Origin of the sequence: Mesorhizobium sp. CA6, from assembly GCF_020165035.1 — a bacterium.
Classification (GTDB): Bacteria; Pseudomonadota; Alphaproteobacteria; order Rhizobiales; family Rhizobiaceae; genus Mesorhizobium.
Map to the genome: position 1 here is coordinate 472653 of NZ_JAIUHI010000001.1, position 23239 is coordinate 495891.

The following is a 23239-nucleotide window of genomic DNA, read 5'->3' on the forward strand; positions in this document are numbered from 1 at the left end:
TGGCACGGTTAACGTTTCGAATCGTCCTGATTCCGCCAATCTGCCAGAAGGTCAAGCGCCTCTGGCATGATTCGCATGAAAAAAGCGAATCAATTACCCGACTTAGAGGCGTCGATTCGACGCGCCGCGCATTTCCACTTCACTTCCAATGGGTGGTGTTCGGCCTAAACGCGGCCAACCCTGCCCGACGAGACGCCAAATCCTTCGATCAGCGCTTCCGTAGCCTGCACATCGTTGAATTGCGCTTGAATCTCGACGAGATGCCGGAAGTTTTCATCCGAAGGGTCTGCATCGAGCGCCGCCTGCGCCTGTTTCAGCTCTCTATGTAATGTGCGGGCGCTGCGCTGCAAGTGCAGCGCCTGGTTGAAGGCGTCGCGGGCATCGTCAAGCGCCGCCGTTTCCAGCGCCGGCCATTGCCGCGCGCGCTTGATCAACTCGACAGCCCGCTCCCAGATGCCGCCGCAGCCGGCGCGCTCGATGGTGGCGATGACCGCGCCGCGCTCGTCGGCCGCTTCATGCGCCATGGCGTCGAGAATGGCCGCGTGCAGCTTGCGCAAATCCGAATTGGCGAGGTCGAGGAATTCGACGTGGGCGAAATTCTCGTCGATCAGCGCCGGATGATTGACCAGCGCCACGATAATCGTCGCCTCGCGCACCGACATCCCCTCGCCGGCCCGCTTGACCAGCGCCGAGCGACCCAGGCTCTCGGTGATCGCGGCGCGCCCGCCGGCCGCCCCACCTTTCGCGAACTGCCCGCCGGGCACGGGCGACTTGCCCTGCCCCGGCTTCCAATCCTGACGGCCTTGCCGAACGCTCCGCTGGGAGCCGAAGAAGTTCCGCTCCCGCTCGTCCATTGTCTGCTGATAGTAATAACGCACGCTCTCGTCGCGGATGCGGCTGGTCAACTCCCGCAGCCTTTTCCGCAACTCAGCTCGCCGCTCCGGCGTATCGAAGACACCGCCTGCCGTCTCGCGCATCCATAACAGTTCGTCCAGCGGCCGCGCATCGGCAAGCACGGCGCGGAACGCGTCCGGCCCTTCGGCCTTGACCAGATCGTCGGGATCCTTGCCTTCCGGCAACAAGGCAAAGCGCGCCCGGCGGTCGGTCTGCGCCGACGGGAGCGCGAGATCGGCCGCCCGCCATGCCGCCTTCAGCCCGGCCTGGTCGCCGTCGAAGCAAAGCACCGGCTCGGGCGCCATGCGCCACAGAAGTTCGAGCTGGTTTTCGGTGAGCGCGGTGCCGAGCGGCGCCACGGCATTCTCGAAGCCGGCCTGCGCCAGCGCGATCACGTCCATATAGCCTTCGACCGCGATCACCGTGCCGCCTTTCGCGATCGCCCTGCGGGCGCGAGCGAAATTGTAGAGCACGTTGCCCTTGTGGAAGAGCTCGGTCTCCGGCGAGTTCATGTATTTGGCCAAGGCATCGGGCGCCAGCGCCCGTCCGCCAAAGGCGATGATCTTCCCGCGCGAATCCGGGATTGGAAACATGATGCGGTCGCGGAACCAGTCATAGGAGACCGGAATGTCGTCGCCGTACCGCACCAGGCCGCAAGCCTCGATATCGGCCTTCGGCACGCCCTTGGCGGCAAGATGTTCCTTGAGCGCGTTGCGGCTGTCGGGCGCATAGCCCAGACGGAAGGATTGTTGCGTCGCCGGCGTCAGCCCACGGTCGCGCAGATACGCGCGGGCTTTGGCGCCGTCGGCGCTCTGCAGCCGCTCCTGGAAGAAGGCGGTCGCCATTTCCATGACGTCGGTCAGGCTGGCGCGTTCCTTCTCGCGCCGCTCTTCCTGTTCGTCGCGCACCGGCATCGGCACGCCGGCCATCTCGGCGATCTTCTCGACGGCTTCGGGGAAGCTTAATCCGTCTAGCTCGGTGAGGAACTTGAAATGGTCGCCCGAAACCGAGCAACCGAAGCAGTGATAGCGGCCCTTCTTGTCCTCGCAATGGAAGGACGGGCTCTTCTCGCCGTGGAAGGGACAGCAGGCCCAGTAGTCGCCGCGCGACGCGTTGGTCTTCTTCCTGTCCCATGCGACGCGCGTGCCGATGACCTGCGAAATCGGCACGCGGTCGCGTATCTCGTCGAGGAAGGCGGGCGGAAAGCGCATCGGGGAACTCGTTTGCCCTCCATATAATCAACCCGCCCGGGCACGGCGACCCCATCCGGCCCATCGTACCCGCTTTTCACAGACGAAAAGAAGGCCCCGGGCGGCCGCCTACCGGATTTCCGGATTGTCGCGGATTACTGGGCGGCGATCGCGCCGAAGACGATGCCGGAGAGGATGCTGACCAGCAAATAGTCGTTGCCGACGCGGATCCATTCCTGGCCGGGACCAGGGCGGCGCAGGCCGTAGCGGTTCCAGTCGCGGACTGGCTGGTGACGCTTCCAGTTGGAATATCTTTGGCCGTTGCGCCAATGGCTGCGCCTTACCACCTTCTTCTTGACGATGACCCGCTTGTCGACATGCCTGCCGGGCTTCTGCCAGTCGACCTGGGTGTAGCTCGACTGCGGCGTGCCCGGCTGGGCGAGCGGCGCGGCCTGGCCGGAGAAGGCCGAGGCGGCCAGCATCGAGGCGGTGACGGCGCAAAGTATGAGACGCTTCATGGCGGTATTCCTTGTTGTCGATAGGCAGGGGAATAGCCGCCAATGGATGAACCGAAACTGAACACCAGAATTACAATTCTGCAATGTTTTCCAAGATTTGCACCGGCCGCTTGAACAACGCTTCGGATCACGCGGCCGAGCGTCGGGCGGTATGAGGCGAAGCGCTGCCGCCAGGCGCATGCAACCAATGCTTCCTGCAGTCATTTCCGACATGCGCCGTCGAGCCGAGACGATCATCGCATCAGAAAAATCTATTATTCGGCTAATTTTAACTGGTATATTTCGACTCGTTGAAATGACTAAGATTCGTACCCCTCTCCGCGCCCCTGATGCTAGCTCGCGAGTTTGGCTGTGAGCGGCTCTGTCGTCCTCCTGCACCTTGCCGGCGCGGTGGCGCTGATGCTGTTCGCCACCCGCATGGTGAAGACGGGCGTCGAGCGCGCCTATGGCGACGTGCTGCGCCACCGGCTGCGTGCCACCATGCGCAATCCGGTCATGGCGGTGCTGGCCGGCTGCGGGCTGGCGATCGCGCTGCAGAGCTCGACCGCGGTGACGCTGCTGGTCGGCTCCTTCGCCGGCGCCGGCATCGTTTCGGGCGCCGCCGGGCAATTGGCAGTGCGCGGCGCCGAGATCGGTTCGGCGCTGGTGGCCAAGCTGCTCACCTTCGATCTGACGCTTCTGGTGCCGCTCTGCCTGATCGCCGGCACGGTCATGTTCATGGCCACCGAGCGGCGCGATTGGCGGCAGATAGGCCGCATCCTGATTGGCGTCGGCCTGCTGATCCTGTCGCTGGAGATGATCGGTCAGGCGTCGGAACCGCTGCGCAACAGCCAGTTGATGCCGCTGATCGTCAACTATTTCTCCGGTGACTATGTCACCGCTTACCTGCTCGCCGCGCTGGTTACCTGGCTGTTCCATTCCTCGATCGCCGCCGTGCTGCTCCTGGTGACGCTGGCCGGGCGCGGCTTTATCCCTCCCGAGCTCGGCATCGTGCTGGTGCTCGGCGTCAATCTCGGCTCCTCCATCATCGCGCCCCTGCTTACCCGCAATGCCGATCCGGGCGTCCGCGTCGTGCCGATCGGGAACCTTTTGATGCGCGGCATGGGCTCGCTGGTGATGCTGATCCTGTTCATGACGCTGAAGCCGCCCATCGGCTTCCTCGGCGCCACTGTTCCGGACGAGATCGTCAACGCCCACATCTTGTTCAATGTGATCATCCTGCTCGCCGGACTGCCACTCGCGGGCCTCGTCTACCGCGTCTCGGAGAAGATCGTTGCGCTCGGAGCCGTGCCGGAGCCGACCGCCACGCTGGATGTCGTCGAACTGTCGGCGCTCAATGAAAGCGCGTTGGACACGCCGAGCCAGGCGCTGGCCAATGCGACGCGCGAGGTGGTGCGGGTCTGCGAGACGGTCGAGATCATGTTGAAGCGCATCATCGAGCTTTACGAGAACGCCGACAGCGACAAGATCAAGGCGCTGGCCGCGCTCGACGACCGCGTCGACAGGAAGCACGCGGCGATAAAACTCTATCTCGCCAAGATCACCAGGAACCCGCTGACCGAGGATGAGGCATTGCGGTGCCAGGAGCTGATCGGCGCCTGCGTCAAGCTGGAGCAGGTCGGCGACATCATCGTGCGCAACATGCTGGTGCATGTCAGGAAGAAGCTGGAGCGCGGCCTGGAATTCACACCGGAAGGCTGGCAGGAGCTCTGCGCCTTCCATTCCTCGGTGCTCGCCAATGCGCGGCTCGCCTTCAACGTGCTGGTCTCGCGCGATCCGGAAACCGCGCGCCAGCTGGTGCTGGAAAAGGATCTCTTGCGCGAACGCGAGAAGGAAACCAGCGCCAGCCATTTTCAGCGTCTGCGCGAAGGTACCGCCAAGAGCGTCGAGACGAGCTCGATCCACCTCGACACCATCCGCGACTTGAAGCAGATCAACTCGCTGCTCGCCTCGATCGCCTATCCGGTGCTCGAGGAGCGCGGCCTGCTCGGCGGTTCGCGGCTGAAGGCCAGCTGAGGCGATCGGGACCTGCCAAAAAATTAGTCTTTGCTCATCCTCGCTTCCGTCGGCTAAGGAACGCCTGTGGACCTGTTGGGAGGACGATCCGTCGATGGACACGCATTCGCGCAGCTTCGCCAAGGCGCTTTCATGGCGCGCCACCGGCACGATCGACACGATGATCATCTCCCTGGTGGTCACTGGCAGCATCAAGCTCGCCGCCACGATCGGGCTCACCGAGGTCGTCACCAAGTCGCTGCTTTACTACCTGCACGAACGGGCCTGGCTGAAGATCCCTTACGGGCGCAAAACGGCAGCGTAGCAGCAAGCGACAGGCCGGCTTTGATGCGTCCCGTCAAGAAAAGCTAAAGCGCCATCGCCAATTTCTGCATTGCCGCGCCCGCGCAGGCATGGTTTGAGACGTGCATTCCTCGCCTATGTTTTGAACCATGCTGCCGCTGATCGCCCTTTTCCTTGCCGCCTTCGCCTTCGGCACCACCGAATTCGTCATCGCCGGCGTGCTGCCGGAGGTGGCGCAGGGCCTCGGGGTTTCGGTCCCGACCGCCGGCTATCTCGTCTCCGGCTATGCCTGCGGCATTGCGATCGGCGGCCCGCTGCTGGCTTTGGCCACCGGCAAGGTCTCGCGCAAGACGCTGCTGATTGGGCTCACGATCGCTTTCACCCTTGGCCAGGCGGCTTGCGCGCTGGCGCCCGATTTCACCTCGATGCTTCTGCTGCGTGTCGCGACTGCCGTGGCGCATGGCTGCTATTTCGGTGTCGCCATGGTGGTTGCAGTCAGCTTGGTGCGCGAGGACCAGCGCGGCCGGGCGGTCGCCGTCATTCTCTCGGGGCTGACGGTTTCCAATGTCATCGGCGTGCCCGCCGGCACCGCGATCGGCAGCCTATGGGGTTGGCGCGCGACCTTCTGGGTGATGGGCGCGCTGGGCCTCGTCGCGATCCTCGCCATGCTGGCGCTGCTGCCGCGCACGGCGGGCGCCGCCAACCGGCCAGCCGGGCTGGCGCGCGAAGTTCGCGTGCTCGGCCGCCAGCAGGTCTGGACCTCGCTGATCCTGATGCTGATGCTGATGATCGGCCAGTTTGCGCTGTTTACCTACATCACGCCGATGCTGCTCGAGGTCACGGGCCTCGACGAGGGCCTGATCCCCTTTGTGCTTTTGCTCAACGGCGTCGGCGCCACGGTCGGCGTCCTGGTCGGCGGCAAGCTCGCCGACTGGAAGCTGATGCCGTCGCTGATCGTCATGCTTGCCCTGCAGGCGATGACGCTTGGCGTTATCTATCTCGTCAGCCCCTATCCGTTGCCGATGGTCGCGGCAATCGTCATCTGGGGCGGTCTCAACTTCGCCATCGGCGCGCCGATCCAGACGCGCATCCTCGCCTGGACGGCCGATGCCTCCAACCTCGCCTCCTCGCTGATCCCGTCCGGCTTCAATGTCGGCATCGCGCTGGCTGCCTCGCTGGGCGCGGCGATGCTCAATGCAGGCCTGGGCTATCGCAGCCTGCCGCTGGCCGGCGCGCTCGCCATGCTGGTGGCGGTCGTGGTGGCTTTTGCCTCGCAGACCTGGGAATGGCGCAGCCGCGCGACACCGCCGCTGCCGGCGGCCGCGGAATAATTTAACGCATGTCGCCCAGAAGTGTGCAGCGGTTCTGGGACAACGACATGCATCAAAACAAAGATCTAAAGCGCGTCGCCTGAATCCGTTTCAGCGCGACGCGCTTTAAAGATCGATCCGGAACCTCAGGCTCTCTGCGCCGCCATAGGCTGCAAGTTTGGCAAACCGCCCGACCAGCCTGCCGCCATTGGCAAGCACCACTTTGTGCGAGGCAGGATTGTCGAGATCACTGGTGATCTCGACATGATCGAGCCCGACCGCTCTCGCCTCGTCCAGCATCAGCCGCAGCGCTTCGGTGGCATAGCCGCGGTTGCGCTTCCACGGCACCACCGCATAGCCGATATGGCCAAGCACATGCGAGGGCAGCTCCGACGTGCCCTTCTGCCAGCGAAAGCCGATCGAGCCGGCGGCCTCGCCATCCCAGATCCAGCGCCGGAATCCAGGCAGCCGCGCGACCTCGGTGCCGTCGGGCAAGACGATGGGCGGCCCCTTCGCTTCGGGGTCGTCAAGGCCGGCGAGAAATTCAACGGGATCCTTCTCGATCGCCTCGAGTTGCTCGCGCGTCGCTTCGAGGAGCCGCACATTGTCGGGTGACCAGCCGCGCTCGAGCGCCGCCTTGTAGGACGGCAAATGTTCGAGCGCGGGTTTGACGATTTCGATCATGCTTGGCTTCCCTGTCGAGACCGGCATAGAAGCGACATGGATCGCTCTCAAGTCCCCTGAAACCGGATTTCGCCCTTGTTCAGGAAACAGGCTTTGTCGAACAGCGACAGGTCGAGCGGGTTCGGCAGCCGGATGTCGCCGATATCCGGGAACGCTTTCCGGGCGCAATCATATGACCTGTCGACCTGCGAGATGAAGATGAGCACCAGTCCCCGTTCCCGGGCAAACGATTTCAAGGCGCGGATCTGAACCATGAGTTCCGGATTCTCCCGCTTCTGGTCGAGCAGTTGCAGATAGTCGATGACCGCCAGCGTGCCGCGCGGCGCCGCCCGCAACGCCTCGATGATGTAGGCGGCGCTGATGGCGTCGGAATTGTCGAACTCGAACAGGCGGTTGAAATCGGCCGGGTCGACGCCGATGTCACGGAACCGATCGAGGATATCGGCATGCATGTATTCGAGGGTGAAGAATACGGCGCGACTGCCTTGCTTCATGGCTGCCACGGCAAGTTCGAGGCTCATCAGCGTCTTGCCCTGCCCCGGCCGCGCCGCCACGAGGACCATGTCGCCGGTGATCAGCCGCGCCAACAGGGCGCCGGCTGGCGCAGCCTCGGCAGCCTTGGCCGCAAGCAGGCTCCAACTGCCGAAGCCTTGCTTGGCGGCAACGCGGTCGAGCGCCTGGTGGAGGGGCACATTTTCGCTGCGGGACAGAAGCCTCGCCTGGCGCTTCAGATGATAGACGGGTGCGGAAAACCGCATCGAAAAACCTCCTGCCGCGAGCAGTCTTGACAACCCCTCCTTATGCCTGGCGCTCGAACAGTTGGTTCGGTGATAAACTGCCCTGCATGAACGATGCTTCCCGACGGAGGGAGGAGGCGTGGGCGCGCCGGAATCAGATCATAGCTCAATCGAAGGGGGCCGAAAATCCGACCTCCCAAAAGGCGTCGCTAAACTAGAAGTGTTTCGCCGATGCGTGCGAGACCTTCTATAATCGTCCATGCTGATTCACAGGTACGAGACATTTCGACGGGAGGGGCAAGAGGGTGCGGTTGAGATCTGTTCCGCGGGGCGCGGTCATCTTCTGCCTTGTCGCGATCCTGGCCGCCCTGACGGCATCGGTCAGCTCATTCGCCGCCTTGCGACCGTCGACCGTTCCCGACTGGCTGCAGCGCCATGTCGGCGACGGCGAAGGCCAGATCTCGCAGGTCGTGCTGGAGCGGGCGCGCGCGCTCTACCAGAAGAAGGTCAGCGAAGGTTCGGTCAGCAACCCCTGCTACTTCGCCATGGATGCCACGCGTCCCGCGGATTTGGGCAACAGCGTGCCTGGCCAGCGCTACTACATCATTTGTGAAAGCAAGCAGCTCTTCCGCGCGGTTTCCTCGGGCCATGGCGGCGGACGCAACCTGAAAGGCGTTGCCGATTTCTCCAACGGCAGGCGCTGCGCCAAGAATTTCGGCAACGCCATGGACTCGGCGCTGACGGCCGGCGGCGCCTATATGACGGCCGAGACCAAGACGTCCTTCAAGGGCTACTATCGTGTCGGTGCGCAGAACGCGGTGTTCATGCGCAGCTTCATCCAGTTCGACGGCGAAGGCGAGGCGGCGAACGCCAGGCAGCGCGTGATCGGCGGCCATCCGGCCGCGATCTTGAAGGGCCTGTGCATGCGCAAGAGCCCGCAAAGCTCCTATGCCGACCATGACGGCCTCGTTCCGTTCGGCAAGCTGGTGAACTATGCCGGCGGCCGCAGCAATGGCTGCACCAGCTGGTCGCCCGCCGACGCCGAGCAGATCATCCCCCTCGTGAAGAACAACCCGACGACGCTCTACATCTATCCGGAATCACGCGACATCGCCGCTGTCGCCCGGGCCAAGGCTGCCGGCCAGGCGCTCTCAAGCGCGGGCACCTATTGGAACGCCTCCTGCCTGAAGGAGATCGGCACTCCCAAATTCTGGCCGAAGAAGATGCTGGAGCCGATCATCGCCCAGTACAAGAAGGATCATCCGGCGCCACCGCCGCAGCCGGTGCCGATCTGCAAGGACTGACACCGTCGTCTATTGCAGCAACCCCTTGATGATGGCGCTCGCCTTGGCGAAGTCCATCTGGCCGGCATATTTCTGCTTCAGCGCGCCGATCACCTTGCCCATGTCCTTCTGGCTGGCCGCGCCCGTCGCCGCGATCGCCTCGCGCGCCGCAGCCTGGATCGCCGCGTCGTCGAGCTGCGTCGGCAGGAACTCGCGGATGATCGCCATCTCGCCGCGCTCCTGCGCCGCCAGCTCCGGCCGCTTGCCATCCTCGAAAGCCTTGGCGGATTCCTCGCGCTGCTTCACCATCTTGGCGAGAATCTGCAGGATCTCCTCCTCGCTCGCCGGCGGCTTTCCGGCGCCGCGATTGGCGATGTCGCGGTCGTGGATAGCGGCCTGGATCAGCCGCAGCGTCGGCAGGCGGTGCTTGTCCTGCGCCTTCATCGCGCTCTTCATGGATTCGGCGATTTTCTCGCGCATCGTGCTTCTCCTTCGAATGCGGCGGACAATAGCTTTGCCGAACGGCCAACGCAAATCCCGCCAAGCCGCTGATATTGCTGGACGAAAGCAAATCGGCCGTGGTCCGGGGGCGCCGCATTGACCGCTCCGGCGCGTTCGCCTATGTACTCGGTCCTGCATGAGACAATGAGTTGACGCGTGGGAGCCGGGCAATCCAGCTTCGCGCCTTGCTGCGCAAATGGTCTCCCGACCGATTGCCGCGCCTGACAGGAGTGCCGCCATGGCCACGACCACCGCCCCGTGGGCAACCGAAAAGCCGACCGCCCTTCTGGTACTCGCCGACGGCACGGTGATCGAAGGTCGCGGCCTTGGGGCCACGGGATCGGCGGTTGCGGAAGTGTGCTTCAACACCGCGTTGACCGGTTATGAAGAAATCCTCACCGATCCGTCCTACGCCGGCCAGATCGTCACCTTCACCTTCCCGCATATCGGCAATGTCGGCACCAATGACGAGGACATCGAGGATTTGCATCCGGCCGCCCGCGCCGGCGCTGTCGGCGCCATCTTCAAGGCCAACGTCACCGACCCGTCCAACTATCGCGCCGCCGGCCATCTCGACCAGTGGCTGAAGCGGCGCGGCATCGTCGCGCTGTCCGGCATCGACACCCGCGCGCTGACTGTGCTGATCCGCGAGAAGGGCATGCCCAATGCCGTCATCGCGCATGCGCCCGACGGCGTCTTCAACATCGAGGACCTGAAGCGGCAGGCCGCGGCCTGGTCGGGCCTGATCGGCCTCGATCTCGCCAAGGAGGTCACGTCGGGCCAGTCTTCGGTCTGGCGCGAGACGCCCTGGATCTGGAACGAAGGCTATGGCGAGCGGAGCGAGCCTTCCATGCACGTCGTGGCCGTCGACTATGGCGTCAAGCGCAACATCCTGCGCCTGCTTGCGGGTCTCGGCGCCAAGGTCACCGTCGTGCCGGCCAAGACCGGCGCCGAGGAGATCATGGCCATGCAGCCGGACGGCATCTTCCTGTCGAACGGCCCCGGCGATCCGGAAGCGACCGGCGAATATGCCGTGCCGGTGATCCAGGACCTCTTGAAGACCGACATTCCGGTGTTCGGCATTTGCCTCGGCCATCAGATGCTGGCGCTGGCGCTCGGCGGCAAGACCGAGAAGATGCACCAGGGCCATCACGGCGCCAACCATCCGGTCAAGGACCACACCACCGGCAAGGTCGAGATCGTGTCAATGAACCACGGTTTCGCCGTCGACGCGGACTCGCTGCCCGAAGGCGTCGAGGAAACCCATGTCTCGCTCTTCGACGGGTCGAATTGCGGCATCGCCCTGACCGGCCGTCCAGTGTTCTCGGTTCAGCATCATCCCGAGGCCTCGCCCGGCCCGCAGGATTCGCATTACCTGTTCCGGCGCTTCGTCAACCTGATCCGCGAACGGCGCGGCGAGGAAGCGCTGGCAGAACGCTCCTAGCCTAAACCACCAGCCTAAGCAGCGTCGGTGACCACTTCCGGCGCATGCATGCGCTCGACTTCCTTCGGCGTCGGCTTGGCCACCTTAGTCACGAAGACGATCACCGCCAGCGTCAGGAAAATTGCGCCCAGCACATAGGGAGCGCCGCCGAACACGACCGGCGCCGCCGGGCCCGTGAACCAGGAAAATATCGCGGTGTAGAGCAGCGGCGTGACGATCGAGGTGATCGAGAAGATCGAGGTCATCGCGCCCTGCAATTCGCCCTGCGCCGAGGGCGGCACCTTGGCGGCGGCGAGGCTCCTGAGCGGCGGATCTGCGAGCGCTTCCAGGCAACCGGCCACGATCACCGCATAGATCATCCAGCCTTGCGTCGAAAACGCATAGCCGAAGGCGCTGAGCGCGGTGAAGGTCAAGCCGATCGCCGCCGTCCGCCACTCGCCGAGCTTGGGAATGATCCGCGGCAGCACCGTTGCCATGATGATCGCCCCGCACAGGCCGAAGGCGCCGAGCGAGAAGCCGATCTGCTGCTGGTTCCAGCCATAGCGGTAGTTGGAGACGAACGCCCACACCGCCGGATACATCATATGGCCGAGCGTCATCAGGAAGAACACCAGCCCGATCCAGCCGATGCCGGGGTAATTGCGCATCTGCATGAGCGTGCCGACCGGATTGGCACGCTTCCATTCGAAACGGCGACGATGCTTTTCGTCCAGCGTCTCCGGTAGCAGGAACATCGCGATCAGGAAATTCACGAAGGCAAGCGCGGCCGCGAAATAGAACGGCACGCGCGGCCCGAACGTGCCGAGCAGACCGCCCAGCACCGGGCCGATGACGAAGCCGACGCCGAAGGCGATGCCGAGTAGGCCGAAATTCTTCGCCCGGTTCTCGTCGTTTGAGATGTCGGCGATGAAGGCGGATGTCGTCGAATAGCTGGCGCCGGAAACACCGGCGAGCACGCGGCCGATGAACAGCATCGGATAGGACCAGGCGATGGCGCAGATCAGGTTGTCGATGGAAAAGGTCAGCACCGAGGCAAGCAGGATCGGCCGCCGGCCGAAGCGGTCGCTCAAGCCGCCCATGATCGGCGCGAAGACGAACTGCATCGCCGCATAGACGAAGAACAGCCAGCCGCCCTCGATCGCGGCCTGGCTGACTGTGACGCCGCTCAGTTCCTCCAGATAGGCCGGCAGCACCGGCATGATGATGCCGAAGCCGATGACGTCGAGCAGCAGCGTGGTGAAAACGAGCGCAAGGCCCCGCCTGGCGGTTTTGGGGTCGATCATGATGATAATCTCCTCAGGCCGCCCGGGGCAAAGGCGGGAGGCACCTTATAGGCGACGTCGCCGACAGGAACAATACGCGAACGAAGGCAATTGCCTCATCCTGACATCACTTGCCAGCCGCGTTGATCGCCGGTCCTCGCCGCCAAAGAAGCGGCAGGGCCGCGTCAGATCGGACCGCCCATCGTGTTGCAGTCGGACAGCTTGCCGCTCTTGATGCCGCGCGCCAGCCACGTCTGCCGCTGCTGCGAGGTGCCGTGGTTGAAGCTTTCCGGCACGACATAGCCCTGCATTTTCTTCTGCAGCGTGTCGTCGCCGATCTGCTTGGCCGCGTTCAGCGCGCTTTCTATATCGCCCTGCTCCAGGATGCCCTTCTGCTGCGTGTAATGTGCCCAGACACCAGCGAAGCAATCGGCCTGAAGCTCGATGCGCACCGACAGCTGGTTGGCGTCGGCCTCGCTCATGCCTTGCCGCATCTGGTTGAACTTGCCCATGATGCCGGTGAGATTCTGCACATGGTGGCCGACCTCATGCGCCACCACATAGGCACGGGCGAATTCACCGGACGCGCCGAACTGCTGGTCGAGCTGCTGGAAGAAGGTCATGTCGAGATAGACCTTGCGATCGCCCGGGCAGTAGAACGGCCCGGCCGCCGCAGAGGCGAAGCCGCAGGCCGAACGGACCTGGCCACTGAACAGCACCAGCTTGGGATCCTGGTAGGTCAGCCCTTCGGACTTGAAAATGCCGGTCCAGGTGTCCTCGGTATCGGCAAGCACGGTCGCGACGAACTGCTTCATCTCGTCATTGGCGGGGGCGTTGCCATTGTCCTGTGTGTCGGAGATCTGGCCGCCGTCTCCCGGCACCAGGCCCCCGCTGCCGTCACCCAGGATCTGCGATGGATCGAAGCCGAAATACCATCCTGCAAGCACGACAAGGATAACCAGGACGATGCTGCCGCCGCCACCGGTACGGCCGCCGATGGGGATGCGGAACTGGCCACCGCCGCCCAATCCGCCGCCAGGCCCGCCGCCGCTGTCGCTGCGTTCGTCTTCGATGTTGTCGCTCTGACGACGGCCTCTCCAAAGCATGGCAACTCCTCGCGACACGAACGTCCTGGAGGGGCCGGCATGCCACCGCCCCCTGCAGACAATTATCGCAACGAATACGTCAAGTCAGTATTTTTCGCGAGGTCGGAACCGACACTTTGCGTCCTGCAGCGCTATTCTCGTATCGAGCCCGAACTCAACGAGCGGAGGTCATCGCCCGGCGGAAAGCTTCCAGCGTTTCGGCGCTGACATGGTGCTCGATGCCCTCGGCGTCGATGCGCGCCGTCTCGGCGCTGACGCCGAGAGAGCGCAGGAACGCCTCGACCGTCTGGTGGCGGATGCGGCTTTGCTCGGCGACCCTGCGGCCGGCCTCGGTCAGGAACACGCCCCGATAGGGCTTTCGCGACACCAGCCCGTCGGCGCACAGCCTGGTCAGCATCTTTGCCACCGTCGGCTGCGCGACACCGAGCCTTGCTGCGATATCCACCTGCCGCGCTTCATTGCCGTCCTCGATCAGGTCGGCGATCAGCTCGACATAGTCCTCGACCAGCGCGCTACGGCGCGCCTCGCGCGTCTGCCGAAAACCCTCCGAATGGATTTCGGCATCGGGAAGCGGCTCTTCGCGTCGAACCGGTTTGTTCCTCAGCGCCAATCCGCGCTCCTCCTTGAATCGGGGACCGCATCCATAACACGAACCCCTGATGGTCCGGCCGTTTATTTGCATTCCCGCTCATGCGCAACCGGCGTTTGCGGCAGCCCGCCGCCAGCCTTGTCTCGGCTCATCACGAAAGCATGATCAATGAAATATAGCATATTGCATAATGTTGAGCCATGGCGTAGATAAGAGGCACGTTCGACAGTTCCAGCGGAAATTCTATGTCCGATGCCGATGCAGCAACCGTAGCCCGACCCGCATGGCGATTCGACAGGCCCGACGACGAGCAGCCGAGCCTGCGCGAGGTGAACGCCTCGATCGCGGTGCCGCGGACCGGCGTCTGGTTCCGCCGCCTGTTCGCCTTCATGGGGCCGGGCTACATGGTCTCGGTCGGCTATATGGACCCAGGCAACTGGGCGACCGACCTCGCCGGTGGTGCCCAGTTCGGCTATACGCTGCTTTTCATCATCATGCTGTCGAACCTGATGGCGATCCTGCTGCAGGCGCTTGCCGCGCGTCTCGGCATCGCCACCGGCCGCGACCTCGCCCAGGCCTGCCGCGCCTATTATCCGCGCCCGGTCAATCTGCTGCTCTGGATCGCCTGCGAGCTGGCCATCATCGCCTGCGACCTCGCCGAGGTGATCGGCACGGCGATCGCGCTGCAGCTTCTGTTCGGCATCCCGCTGATCGGCGGCGCCATGCTGACCGCGCTCGACGCTTTCCTTGTGCTGCTGCTGATGAACAAGGGCTTCCGCTATCTCGAGGCCTTCGTCGTCGCGCTGCTGATCATCATCTTCGGCTGCTTTGCCATCCAGATCTTCGTCGCCGCGCCGCCGGCCGGCACGATCCTGCATTCGATGTTCGTGCCATCGCCGGAGATCGTCACCAATCCGGCGATGCTCTACATCGCCATCGGCATCATCGGCGCGACAGTCATGCCGCATAATCTCTATCTGCATTCCTCGATCGTGCAGACCCGCGCCTATGAGCGCACCGATGCCGGCAAGCGCGACGCCATCAAATGGGCGACGACGGATTCGACCATCGCGCTGATCCTGGCGCTGTTCGTCAATGCGTCGATCCTGATCGTCGCGGCGGTCGCCTTCCACGATACCGGCCATCACCACGTCGCCGAGATCGGCCAGGCCTTCGAGCTGCTGTCGCCGCTGCTCGGCCTGGGCATCGCCTCGATCCTGTTTGCCGTCGCACTGCTTGCCTCGGGCCTCAACTCGACCGTCACCGCGACGCTCGCCGGCCAGATCGTGATGGAAGGCTTCCTGCGCCTGCGCATCCCGCAATGGGCGCGGCGCCTGGTGACGCGCGGCATTGCCATCGTCCCCGTGGTGGTCGTCACGGCACTCTATGGCGAGAAGGGAACGGCCGAGTTGCTTGTGTTCAGCCAGGTGATCCTGTCGATGCAGCTGCCTTTCGCGGTGGTGCCGCTGGTGCAGTTCGTGTCGGACAAGAAGAAGATGGGCAATTTCGCCATACCGCGCGGCGTTGCGGTGTTGGCCTGGGTGGTTGCCGCCGTCATCCTCGTTCTCAACTTCAAGCTCCTCTACGACACCTTCGCCGGCTGACCGCGACATTCGCGCCGGCCGCGCTATCTTCGCGCCATGGCCAAACCGGACGAAGCCCGCAGATTCTACGCTAGGCTGATGGCTGCGCACGCCCGGTCGGCCGATCCACGCATCGAGGAGGTGTTCGCCGCGGTGCCGCGCGAGGCCTTCCTGGGTGCGGGGCCGTGGACCGTCTTTGCCGGCGAAGGCCGGTTCCAGACGCCGAGCGCCGATCCTGGTTACATCTACCAGAATGTCCTCGTCGTGCTCGATGCCGACAAGGGCATCAACAATGGCGAGCCGATGCTGCACGCGATGTGGCTCGGCAAGGTCGAGCCGAAGCCTGGCGAGCACGTCACCCATATCGGCGCCGGTACAGGCTATTACACGGCGCTGCTGGCGAGGCTGGTCGAGCCGGACGGCGGCGTCACCGCCTTCGAGATCGAGGCCGATCTTGCCGCGCGCGCCAAGGCGAACCTCGCCCGGTACCGCAACATCGAGGTGATCCACGGCGACGCCGTCGCCAACCCTTTGCCGCCCTCCGACATCGTCTATGTCAATGCCGGCGTCGTCGCGCCGCCCGCCGCCTGGCTGAAAGCGCTGAAACCCGGCGGCCGCATGGTCTTTCCCTGGCGCCCTTCCGAAATGGTCGGCCTCGCGGTCCTCATAACCCGCCTGGAAAACGGCCTTGCTTGCAGGCCCTTCATGGGCTCCTGGTTCATCCCTTGCGTCGGCGCCTCCGTTGCCGAGCCGGGCGCGAAAATACCGACACGTGAGCGCGCCGCGCGCACCCGCTCGATCTGGCTGAGGAAAGACAAGGCGCCGGACCGGACGGCAACCGCCGTCTTCGGCGAGGTCTGGTTCTCGTCACGCGCCATTCGCGTCGACGACACGCGCTAGAAATTCGCGGGGCCGTGTCGGAGAGCAGCCTTGCCGTTCGTCCTTGGAGCAATTCCAGGAAAAGTGCGAAGCGGTTTTCCGTCAGGAATTGCGTCGAATGCTTTAGGCAGAAATCCGGCCGCGACGGCGCGGATCGTGAAAGGGAGAAGACAGATGCGCAAGATCATCGCCGCCACATTCGTTAGCCTCGACGGTGTCATGCAGGCGCCGGGCGGGCCGGAAGAGGATCCGGTCGGCGGCTTCAAATTCGGCGGCTGGACCTTCCATTATTTTGACGAGGTGGCAGGCGCGGCCATGGAGGAAATGTTCTCCAAGCCGTTCGACCTGCTGCTCGGCCGCAGAACCTACGATATCTTCGCCGCGTACTGGCCGTATCAGAAAGATCCGATCGCGGCTGTCTTCAACCCCGCGGTCAAATATGTGGCGACGCACCGGCCGGATACGCTGACCTGGCAGAACACGCAGTCGCTCGGACCGGATGTCGTTGCAAGGCTCAAGGAGCTCAAGCAGGAAGATGGACCCGACCTGCTCATCCAGGGATCGGGCAATCTGATCCAGACCCTGCTCGCCAACGGGCTGATCGACGAGATCCGGCTGATGACCTTCCCGCTGCTGCTGGGCAAGGGCAAGCGGCTGTTCGGCGACGACGCGATGCCGGCGGCCTTCAAGCTGGTCAAATCGCAGGCTTCCACCACCGGCGTCATCATGGCGACCTATGAGCGCGGAGGCGAAATCCGTACCGGCTCGTTTGCCCAGCAGGAGCCTTCGGAAGCCGAGCTCGAACGGCGCAAAAATTGGAAGTAGCACAAAGCTGTCGCGCGGCGGGCAGACCCGCCGCGCATTGCCTCTCTTTCGAACGACGATTGAACGGTCAGGAGCCGCCAATGATGCCCACGATCACCGCCTTTGAACGATCGCCCGATGGCGGCAGGGGGCTCGCGCGCGACATGCACGTGCGCTGGGCGCTCGAGGAAGTCGGCCAGCCCTATGATATTCGCCTCGTTTCGTTCGATGCGATGAAGCAACCCGCGCACCTTGCGATCAATCCCTTCGGCAGTATCCCGACCTATGAAGAAGGCGATCTCACCCTGTTCGAGTCAGGCGCGATCGTCCTTCACATCGCGGTGCGTCACGCGGGCCTGTTGCCGGAGGACGCGAACGCACGGGCGCGCGCCGTCGCCTGGATGTTCGCAGCCTTCAGCACCATCGAGCAGCCGATCCTGGACCGCGCGACGGCCGTGATTCTGGAGCGCGACGCACCGTGGCACGACCAGCGCCTGCCCTTGGTTGACGACCGCATCCGCAAGCGGCTGGCCGATCTTGCCCGCCATCTCGGCGACAGTGATTGGCTCGATGGCGCCTTCAGCGCCGGCGACCTTGTCATGGTGGGCGTGCTGCGCCGGCTGCAGAGATCGGGACTGCTGAACGAGTTCCCGAACGTTGCCGCCTATGTCGCCCGCGGCGAGGCGCGGCCGGCCTTCAAGCGCGCTTTCGACGCGCAATTGGCGGTCGCCATGGCAGCGAAAGGCTGACGCCGCGTCACGCCGCCTGCCGATAGCGGGAAAGACCTTCGCGGATATGGCTGGCAAAAGCCTTTGCGGCCGGCGCGGCGGCATGTTTCGGCAGATGCAGGTTGACGGAGAAATTCGGCAGCGCCGGAAGGCCGGCGTCTGACAATATGTCGAGATCGGCGGGAACCGTCGAGGCAAGCCATGCGGTCACCGCGAGGTCCGAGCGCACCGTCGCGGTCGTGGCATCGATGTTGCCGTTCTCGAACACTGTGCCCGTGTTCACCAAGTGCGGCCAGCACCGCCGGTCGGAAGGCGCAGGTGTCGGCGACGATCGAAACCGGCAGCGGCCGCTTCAGGTGCGCCGCCCCGCCTCTGGCGCCGACCCAGACCAGCCGGTCGACGAGCAGGCATTCGCCAAGGGTCGGGCCGACACGCTCCTCGATGACGGCAAGGTCGATGGTGCCCGCCGCCAGGGCCGCCGCGAGTTCCGGCGAGGACGCGCAGATCAGCGAGATCTCCACCTGCGGATAGGCTTCCGCATAGGCCTTCAGCACGGGCGCGAGCAGCGTGCCGACAAGGTCGTAAGGCACGCCGAGCCGCACCTGCCCGGCAACCGCCCTTCCCCTGATCTCGGCAAGGATCTCATCGTTGAGCTGCAGCAGGCGGCGGGCTTTGTGGAGCAGCCGCTCGCCGGAGCGCGTCAGCCTCAGGCCGCGGCGGTCGCGCTCGAACAGGCTCTGGCCGAGCACCTCCTCCAGCCGCTTGATCTGCTGACTGACGGCGCCTTGCGTCAGGTGAAGCGCATTGGCGGCCGCCGTCATGCTGGCCTTGTCGGCGGTGGTGACGAAGGTGCGGATAAGAGTCGTGTCGAGATCGCGGATCATGCCAGGTATTATAATCGCTAATGCAAACCATACCAAACATTGCATTTACTGATGCTGCCAAGCGCCTAAGCATGTCTGCTCCTCGATTGGGGAGACCCGCATGTCCGACACCATCATCCCGCTGGTCCTGTTCGCGCTGATCTCGACCTCGACGCCCGGCATCGCCACGACGTTGTCGACCGCGTCCGGCGCGCAATTCGGCTTTCGCCGTTCGGTGCCGCTGATGGCCGGCAGCGCCGCGGGGCTGGCTACCGTGGCCGCCGCGGGCGCGGCAGGCCTGGCTGGACTTCTGGCCGCCATTCCATCCCTGCAGCTTGCCATGAAAATTGCAGGCTCTCTCTATCTGATCTGGCTGGCGATCAAGATCGGCCGCAGCGGCCCGCCCAACCTCGACATCAGCATGGCCAGGCCGAACAGCTTTTTCGGCGGCGCCGGCATCCAGTGGATGAATCCGAAAGGCTGGGCCATGGGGCTCGGCGCCGCCGCATCCTTCGCGGCAGTGGCGGATGGTCCGTTGCAGCTCGCGCTGCTGCTGGGCGCAGTGTTCGGGCTGACGGCAGCTTTCTCGCTGTCGCTATGGTGCGTGGCGGGAACCCTGCTTGCCCGTCTGCTCAAGACAGAGCGCCAGTGGCGCGCGCTCAATATCGTGCTCGGCCTGTTGCTGGCCGCCTCGATCCTGCAGATGTGGCGGCCGGTGTAGCGCTGTTCCTCGCCCCCACGAAGGTCGCTACGCTATGCACACATCTTCTGTGATTGACTGATCGACCTGAGGCTCGATTGCCAATTGGTTCCCCCAATCCGTCGCTGCTTCGCAGCGCCACCTTTCCCCCCTCCGGAGGGAAAGGAAGGGAGCGTTGCTGGACGAGCGTTGAGGGCAAACAGCTCGGCGCCTTTCCTCTACCCCGTCGATCGGGGGAGAGGTGGCTCGGCGCAGCCGAGACGGAGTGGGGGTCGACCAGCGCTACATTGGACACTGCATGCGCCCGCCGACTTGTCGGAAAACAGGCCTTGCCGAAGAAACGATCTCTGGCGCCAGACCGCCAATCAGTCTCTATGGGCAGCTTTATTCCGCCGGCATCGCCACCGGCCGGGCGAACATCCGGCCGGCAACCACGACGCCCAGCCCGACGATCGGGAACACCGCGGCGATCAGGCCGAGATCGGCCGGAGCGCCGAAGCGCAGCACCGCGGCGCCGACCACCGCGCCCAGCGCGACGCCCAGATAGAGCGCCGAGGCGTTGAGCGACAGCACGATCGGCGCAGCGTCGGGCGCCAGCTTGATGATGCGGCTCGCCTGCGCCGGCGGGAAGGCCCAGCCGACGATGCCCCACGGCACCATCATGGCCATCAAGGCCGGCCCGGCGATATGATGCGGCAAGAAGGTCGGGATCACCGAGAAGGTGGCGAGCATTGCGGCGGAGAGCGCCAGCGACCAGGCGACGGTTCGGGTGGCGCCGAAGCGGTCGGCGGCCTGCCCGCCGGCGATGTTGCCGATGACGGCGCCGACGCCGAAGGCGAGCAGCATGCCCGGCAGCGCGATCGGAGAGAGCCCGCCGCCTTCTATGGCCAAGGGCGCGATGAAGGCAAAGACCGTGAAGGCTCCGATCAGCGCCAGCACCGTGGTCAGCAGGATCGGCATCACGCCGGGCCGCACTGCCGCCGCCAGCCGCGCCCTCAGCGGCAGCTTGGTGCCGACGATGCCGCGCGGCAACCGGTACCACAGGATCGCACCGGCCAGCGCGCCGAGCCCGGCAATGGCGAAGAACGTGCCGCGCCAGCCGGCAATGGCCGCTACCAGCGCGCCGAGCGGCGCGCCGACCGCAACCGCCACAGTGGTGCCGCCGACGACGACGGCGATGGCGCGCGCCCGGTGATGGTCGTCGACCAGCGCCACCGCCGTGCCTTGCGCGGTCGCCGCGAACAGGCCGGACGACAGCGCCATGACGATGCGGGCGATCAAAAGCACCTCGAAGGAGGAACTGAGCGCGGCAGCAACATTGCCAAGGACGAAGAACACCAGCGTCCACAAGATCACGCGCCGCCGGTCCCATTCGCCGGTCAGCGTCGCCAGCACCGGCGCGCCGAACGCATAGGCGAGCGCGAAGGCGGTGATCAGCGAGCCGGCGAGCGGCACGGATATGCCGGCGTCAGTGGCGATGTCGGGAAGAAGGCTGGAGATGACGAAGCCTTCGGTCGAGATCGCGAACGATCCGAGCGCAAGCCAGAAGATCCGCTTGTCCATGGAAGCTGTCCTTAGTTCAAAAGTTATTGAACAATTGGACATAGCGGGGCATGATGTCAACCGAGCCGGGATAAAATAGCTGAACCCTGCTGACAGCCCTGTGTCAGGACGGGCCGAAAGGAAGAGGCTATGTCTGTCGGCAGAAAAGGAAGCCGCGTTGAAGTTCGTGCCGTTTGTGCTTAATTCTGGGCCATGAGCCTGCCCCATCCAACCGCCGACCAGATCAGCCTGCCGATCGTGCTCGCCGTGCTCGGCGACCCGACCCGGCTTGCCATTGTCCGCTATCTGGCTCGCAAGGAAGGCGTGCCGATGAACTGCAGCAAGTTCCTCGACCTCGCCTCCAAGACCAATCTCAGCTACCACCTCGCCAAGCTGCGCGAGGCAGGCGTCACCCGCAGCGAGGCGGCAGGCACCAGCCGGCTTATAACGCTGCGCCGCGACGACCTCGACAAGCGCTTTCCCGGCCTGCTCGACAGCGTGATCGCCGCGGCTGACGGCGACAAGGATCTGCCGGCGGTCGGCACCTCCGAGATGGAACTCGAGGCCTGATTGCGGCGCTGACGAAATTGCCTGTCATGGAGCTCTCATGCGCATCGCCGTAGTGGCCGACATCCACGGCAACGTGCTCGCCTTGGACGCTGTGCTCGACGATCTGAACCAGCGAGGCGGCGCCGACATCATCGTCAATCTCGGCGACTGCGTGTCTGGCCCGCTCTGGCCGCGCCAGACGATGGAACGGCTGCAGGCTCTCAATCTGCCGACGGTGCGCGGCAATCACGACCGCCGCGTCGCCCAGGACGTGGCCGATGAAGCCATGTGGCCGTCCGACCGCTACGCCCAGGAGCGGTTGACCGCGCCGCAGCGCGCGGCGTTGCTCGCCCTACCGCTCACATTGGAGATCGTGCCCGGCGTCATAGCCTTCCACGCCCGGCCGGACCATGACGAAAAATATCTTTCCGACGCCATTGTCGACGGCCAGTTGGTGCGCGCGCCGCTCGCCGCGATCAGGCGCCGGCTGAAGCCGCTCGATCCGGCCTGCCGCCTCGTGCTGTGCGGCCACAGCCATCGCAACGAGCTGATCCGCATCCCCGACGGTCCGGTCATCTTTAACCCCGGCAGCGTCGGCTGCCCCGCCTATGACGATGACACGCCGCCGGCGCATGTCTCCGAGCAAGGCTCGCCGCATGCCCGCTACGGCATCGTCGAACTGGACGTGCCCGGCCGCGCCGACCGCTTCGAGGCGATCGCGGTGGACTACGACCATGAAGCCGCCGCAAAGCACGCCGAACAGGCGGGACGGCCAGAATGGGCACACGCGCTGCGGACCGGATTTATGAGGATTGAGCGGAGTTCATATCCCGATCGAGCGGAGCCTATGCATGAAGCGCAGGGTTAGGCTCCCATCCACGCTGCTCTTCGTCGCTCCATTGCTGGCGGCGGCCCTGCCGGCCATGGCCCAGGATGCGCCGGGACCGATCGTTTCGATTATCGGCGGCCTGGCGCCGGACGATCTCCTCAACATCCGCGTCACCGCTTCGCCGAGTGGAAAGGTGGCGGCGCGGCTGCCCAACGGCACGGCCGTCAAGAATTTCGGCTGCAACGTCGTCAACGGCTATCCCTGGTGCAAGGTCGAGGATACGCAGGACGCGCATATCGTCGGTTGGGCGCCCGCCCGCTATCTCAGCCCCAACAACCCTGCGCCGGCGCCTGAAGATGCCGCCGCGCCGGCAACGGATGCAAACCTGCCACGGGAAGCCAACGCGCCCGAGTCTTCCGAAGAACCGCAGCCGGACATTGCGGCGCGCCTGGGCCGCAGCGAGCCGGCCGCTCCGCCAACGGCAATCGATATCAGCGCAATCGCCATGCGGGATGCCTACGCCCTCGCCTTCGCGGCCTCGGCAACCGCTCAGGCCGATGCCCCTGCCCCCGATGCCAGCGGCATCCCCTGCGCCCGCCATGTCGGCCAGCCGATGACCCGCTGCGAAATCAGTGTCGCGCATGAGGGCGGCGACAGCGTCGTGACCGTGACCTGGCCGGACGGCGGCACCCGCCTCATCAATTTCCACGACGGCAAGCCCGCCGGCTCCGACTCCTCCGACGAATTCCGCTTTACCCGCGAAGGCAGCCTCAACATGATCCGCATCGGCGTGTCCGAGCGCTTCGAGATCACGGATCAGGTGGCAGTAGGGGAGTAAGGGAGTAAGGCAGTAGGGCAGTAGCGCAGTAGGGGAGTAGGGAGTAGGGGAATAGGTTCGCAACATGCAGAACCAGTTGGGGAATGCTCCCTGCGGCTGCAGCCTACC

General features: G+C 64.7%; 22 protein-coding genes and 1 pseudogene. 13 read left to right on the forward strand and 10 right to left on the reverse strand.

The window, feature by feature from the left end; genetic code table 11:
* Window positions 1–164: 164 nt before the first annotated feature.
* Both dnaG and LB526_RS02160 read right to left on the reverse strand, forming a co-directional pair.
* Window positions 165–2105 carry a DNA primase gene (dnaG, locus tag LB526_RS02155; protein WP_224625895.1) on the reverse strand — a complete coding sequence of 647 codons (1941 nt, stop codon included), beginning with the start codon at window positions 2103–2105 and terminating at the stop codon, window positions 165–167.
* Between the two features lie 134 nt (window positions 2106–2239).
* The gene (locus tag LB526_RS02160) at window positions 2240–2602 is read right to left on the reverse strand and encodes an RcnB family protein (RefSeq protein WP_224625896.1); all 363 of its coding nucleotides are present in this window, start codon (window positions 2600–2602) and stop codon (window positions 2240–2242) included.
* Window positions 2603–2953: 351 nt separating this feature from the next.
* On the opposite strand from LB526_RS02160, the gene LB526_RS02165 reads away from it, so the two are divergent.
* The 3 genes from LB526_RS02165 to LB526_RS02175 all read left to right on the forward strand — a co-directional run bounded on the left by LB526_RS02165 (window position 2954) and on the right by LB526_RS02175 (window position 6231).
* Window positions 2954–4618 (forward strand): Na/Pi cotransporter family protein, encoded by a 1665-nt coding sequence (locus LB526_RS02165; RefSeq protein ID WP_224625897.1) that lies wholly within the window; start codon window positions 2954–2956, stop codon window positions 4616–4618.
* A gap of 94 nt (window positions 4619–4712) precedes the next feature.
* Window positions 4713–4922 (forward strand): DUF2061 domain-containing protein, encoded by a 210-nt coding sequence (locus LB526_RS02170; RefSeq protein ID WP_095766624.1) that lies wholly within the window; start codon window positions 4713–4715, stop codon window positions 4920–4922.
* 127 nt (window positions 4923–5049) lie between these two features.
* Window positions 5050–6231 carry an MFS transporter gene (locus LB526_RS02175; protein ID WP_224625898.1) on the forward strand — a complete coding sequence of 394 codons (1182 nt, stop codon included), beginning with the start codon at window positions 5050–5052 and terminating at the stop codon, window positions 6229–6231.
* A 105-nt stretch (window positions 6232–6336) separates the two neighbouring features.
* On the opposite strand, the gene LB526_RS02180 is transcribed toward LB526_RS02175, so the two are convergent.
* Both LB526_RS02180 and LB526_RS02185 read right to left on the reverse strand, forming a co-directional pair.
* Window positions 6337–6894: a GNAT family N-acetyltransferase gene (locus tag LB526_RS02180; protein WP_224625899.1), complete on the reverse strand. Its 558-nt coding sequence runs from the start codon at window positions 6892–6894 to the stop codon at window positions 6337–6339.
* A gap of 47 nt (window positions 6895–6941) precedes the next feature.
* A complete protein-coding gene (locus tag LB526_RS02185; protein ID WP_224625900.1) occupies window positions 6942–7652 on the reverse strand; it encodes a DNA helicase in 711 nt (236 codons plus the stop codon).
* A 284-nt stretch (window positions 7653–7936) separates the two neighbouring features.
* On the opposite strand from LB526_RS02185, the gene LB526_RS02190 reads away from it, so the two are divergent.
* A complete protein-coding gene (locus tag LB526_RS02190; RefSeq protein WP_224625902.1) occupies window positions 7937–8935 on the forward strand; it encodes a murein L,D-transpeptidase catalytic domain family protein in 999 nt (332 codons plus the stop codon).
* A gap of 9 nt (window positions 8936–8944) precedes the next feature.
* Here LB526_RS02190 and LB526_RS02195 read toward each other — a convergent pair whose 3' ends face one another.
* Complete coding sequence (locus LB526_RS02195; protein WP_224606272.1) at window positions 8945–9394, reverse strand: GatB/YqeY domain-containing protein; 450 nt, start codon at window positions 9392–9394, stop codon at window positions 8945–8947.
* A 259-nt stretch (window positions 9395–9653) separates the two neighbouring features.
* Between LB526_RS02195 and carA the strand changes: the two genes are divergently transcribed.
* The gene (gene carA, locus LB526_RS02200; protein WP_224625904.1) at window positions 9654–10859 is read left to right on the forward strand and encodes a glutamine-hydrolyzing carbamoyl-phosphate synthase small subunit; all 1206 of its coding nucleotides are present in this window, start codon (window positions 9654–9656) and stop codon (window positions 10857–10859) included.
* Window positions 10860–10873: 14 nt separating this feature from the next.
* Here the strand turns inward: carA and LB526_RS02205 are convergent, their stop codons facing one another.
* The 3 genes from LB526_RS02205 to mntR all read right to left on the reverse strand — a co-directional run bounded on the left by LB526_RS02205 (window position 10874) and on the right by mntR (window position 13837).
* Window positions 10874–12142 carry a TCR/Tet family MFS transporter gene (locus tag LB526_RS02205; protein ID WP_224625906.1) on the reverse strand — a complete coding sequence of 423 codons (1269 nt, stop codon included), beginning with the start codon at window positions 12140–12142 and terminating at the stop codon, window positions 10874–10876.
* 164 nt (window positions 12143–12306) lie between these two features.
* Window positions 12307–13227 (reverse strand): neutral zinc metallopeptidase, encoded by a 921-nt coding sequence (locus tag LB526_RS02210; RefSeq protein WP_224625908.1) that lies wholly within the window; start codon window positions 13225–13227, stop codon window positions 12307–12309.
* A gap of 154 nt (window positions 13228–13381) precedes the next feature.
* On the reverse strand, window positions 13382–13837 hold the full coding sequence (gene mntR / locus LB526_RS02215) for a manganese-binding transcriptional regulator MntR (protein ID WP_224625909.1): 456 nt from the start codon (window positions 13835–13837) through the stop codon (window positions 13382–13384).
* A gap of 224 nt (window positions 13838–14061) precedes the next feature.
* Between mntR and LB526_RS02220 the strand changes: the two genes are divergently transcribed.
* The 4 genes from LB526_RS02220 to LB526_RS02235 all read left to right on the forward strand — a co-directional run bounded on the left by LB526_RS02220 (window position 14062) and on the right by LB526_RS02235 (window position 17831).
* A complete protein-coding gene (locus LB526_RS02220; protein WP_224625911.1) occupies window positions 14062–15420 on the forward strand; it encodes an Nramp family divalent metal transporter in 1359 nt (452 codons plus the stop codon).
* A 78-nt stretch (window positions 15421–15498) separates the two neighbouring features.
* Entirely contained in the window at window positions 15499–16299 is an 801-nt protein-coding gene (locus LB526_RS02225) for a protein-L-isoaspartate O-methyltransferase family protein (protein ID WP_411966984.1), read from the forward strand.
* Window positions 16300–16452: 153 nt separating this feature from the next.
* Complete coding sequence (locus tag LB526_RS02230) at window positions 16453–17103, forward strand: dihydrofolate reductase family protein (protein WP_140838518.1); 651 nt, start codon at window positions 16453–16455, stop codon at window positions 17101–17103.
* Between the two features lie 80 nt (window positions 17104–17183).
* The gene (locus LB526_RS02235) at window positions 17184–17831 is read left to right on the forward strand and encodes a glutathione S-transferase family protein (protein ID WP_095766611.1); all 648 of its coding nucleotides are present in this window, start codon (window positions 17184–17186) and stop codon (window positions 17829–17831) included.
* A gap of 7 nt (window positions 17832–17838) precedes the next feature.
* Here LB526_RS02235 and LB526_RS02240 read toward each other — a convergent pair.
* Window positions 17839–18694 (reverse strand): annotated as a pseudogene (locus LB526_RS02240) (LysR family transcriptional regulator).
* A 100-nt stretch (window positions 18695–18794) separates the two neighbouring features.
* On the opposite strand from LB526_RS02240, the gene LB526_RS02245 reads away from it, so the two are divergent.
* Window positions 18795–19394 carry a LysE family translocator gene (locus LB526_RS02245; RefSeq protein ID WP_224625913.1) on the forward strand — a complete coding sequence of 200 codons (600 nt, stop codon included), beginning with the start codon at window positions 18795–18797 and terminating at the stop codon, window positions 19392–19394.
* A gap of 363 nt (window positions 19395–19757) precedes the next feature.
* On the opposite strand, the gene LB526_RS02250 is transcribed toward LB526_RS02245, so the two are convergent.
* Window positions 19758–20936: an MFS transporter gene (locus LB526_RS02250; protein WP_224625914.1), complete on the reverse strand. Its 1179-nt coding sequence runs from the start codon at window positions 20934–20936 to the stop codon at window positions 19758–19760.
* A gap of 192 nt (window positions 20937–21128) precedes the next feature.
* Between LB526_RS02250 and LB526_RS02255 the strand changes: the two genes are divergently transcribed.
* From LB526_RS02255 to LB526_RS02265, 3 genes are read left to right on the forward strand one after another with little or no spacing between them, the layout of a single operon-like run.
* Window positions 21129–21485, forward strand: a complete 357-nt coding sequence (locus LB526_RS02255; RefSeq protein ID WP_140838528.1) for an ArsR/SmtB family transcription factor — start codon at window positions 21129–21131, stop codon at window positions 21483–21485.
* A 37-nt stretch (window positions 21486–21522) separates the two neighbouring features.
* Window positions 21523–22332 (forward strand): metallophosphoesterase family protein, encoded by an 810-nt coding sequence (locus tag LB526_RS02260; protein ID WP_224604686.1) that lies wholly within the window; start codon window positions 21523–21525, stop codon window positions 22330–22332.
* A complete protein-coding gene (locus LB526_RS02265) occupies window positions 22316–23131 on the forward strand; it encodes an SH3 domain-containing protein (RefSeq protein WP_224625915.1) in 816 nt (271 codons plus the stop codon). The genes LB526_RS02260 and LB526_RS02265 overlap by 17 nt, the downstream gene beginning before the upstream one ends.
* Window positions 23132–23239: the final 108 nt, after the last annotated feature.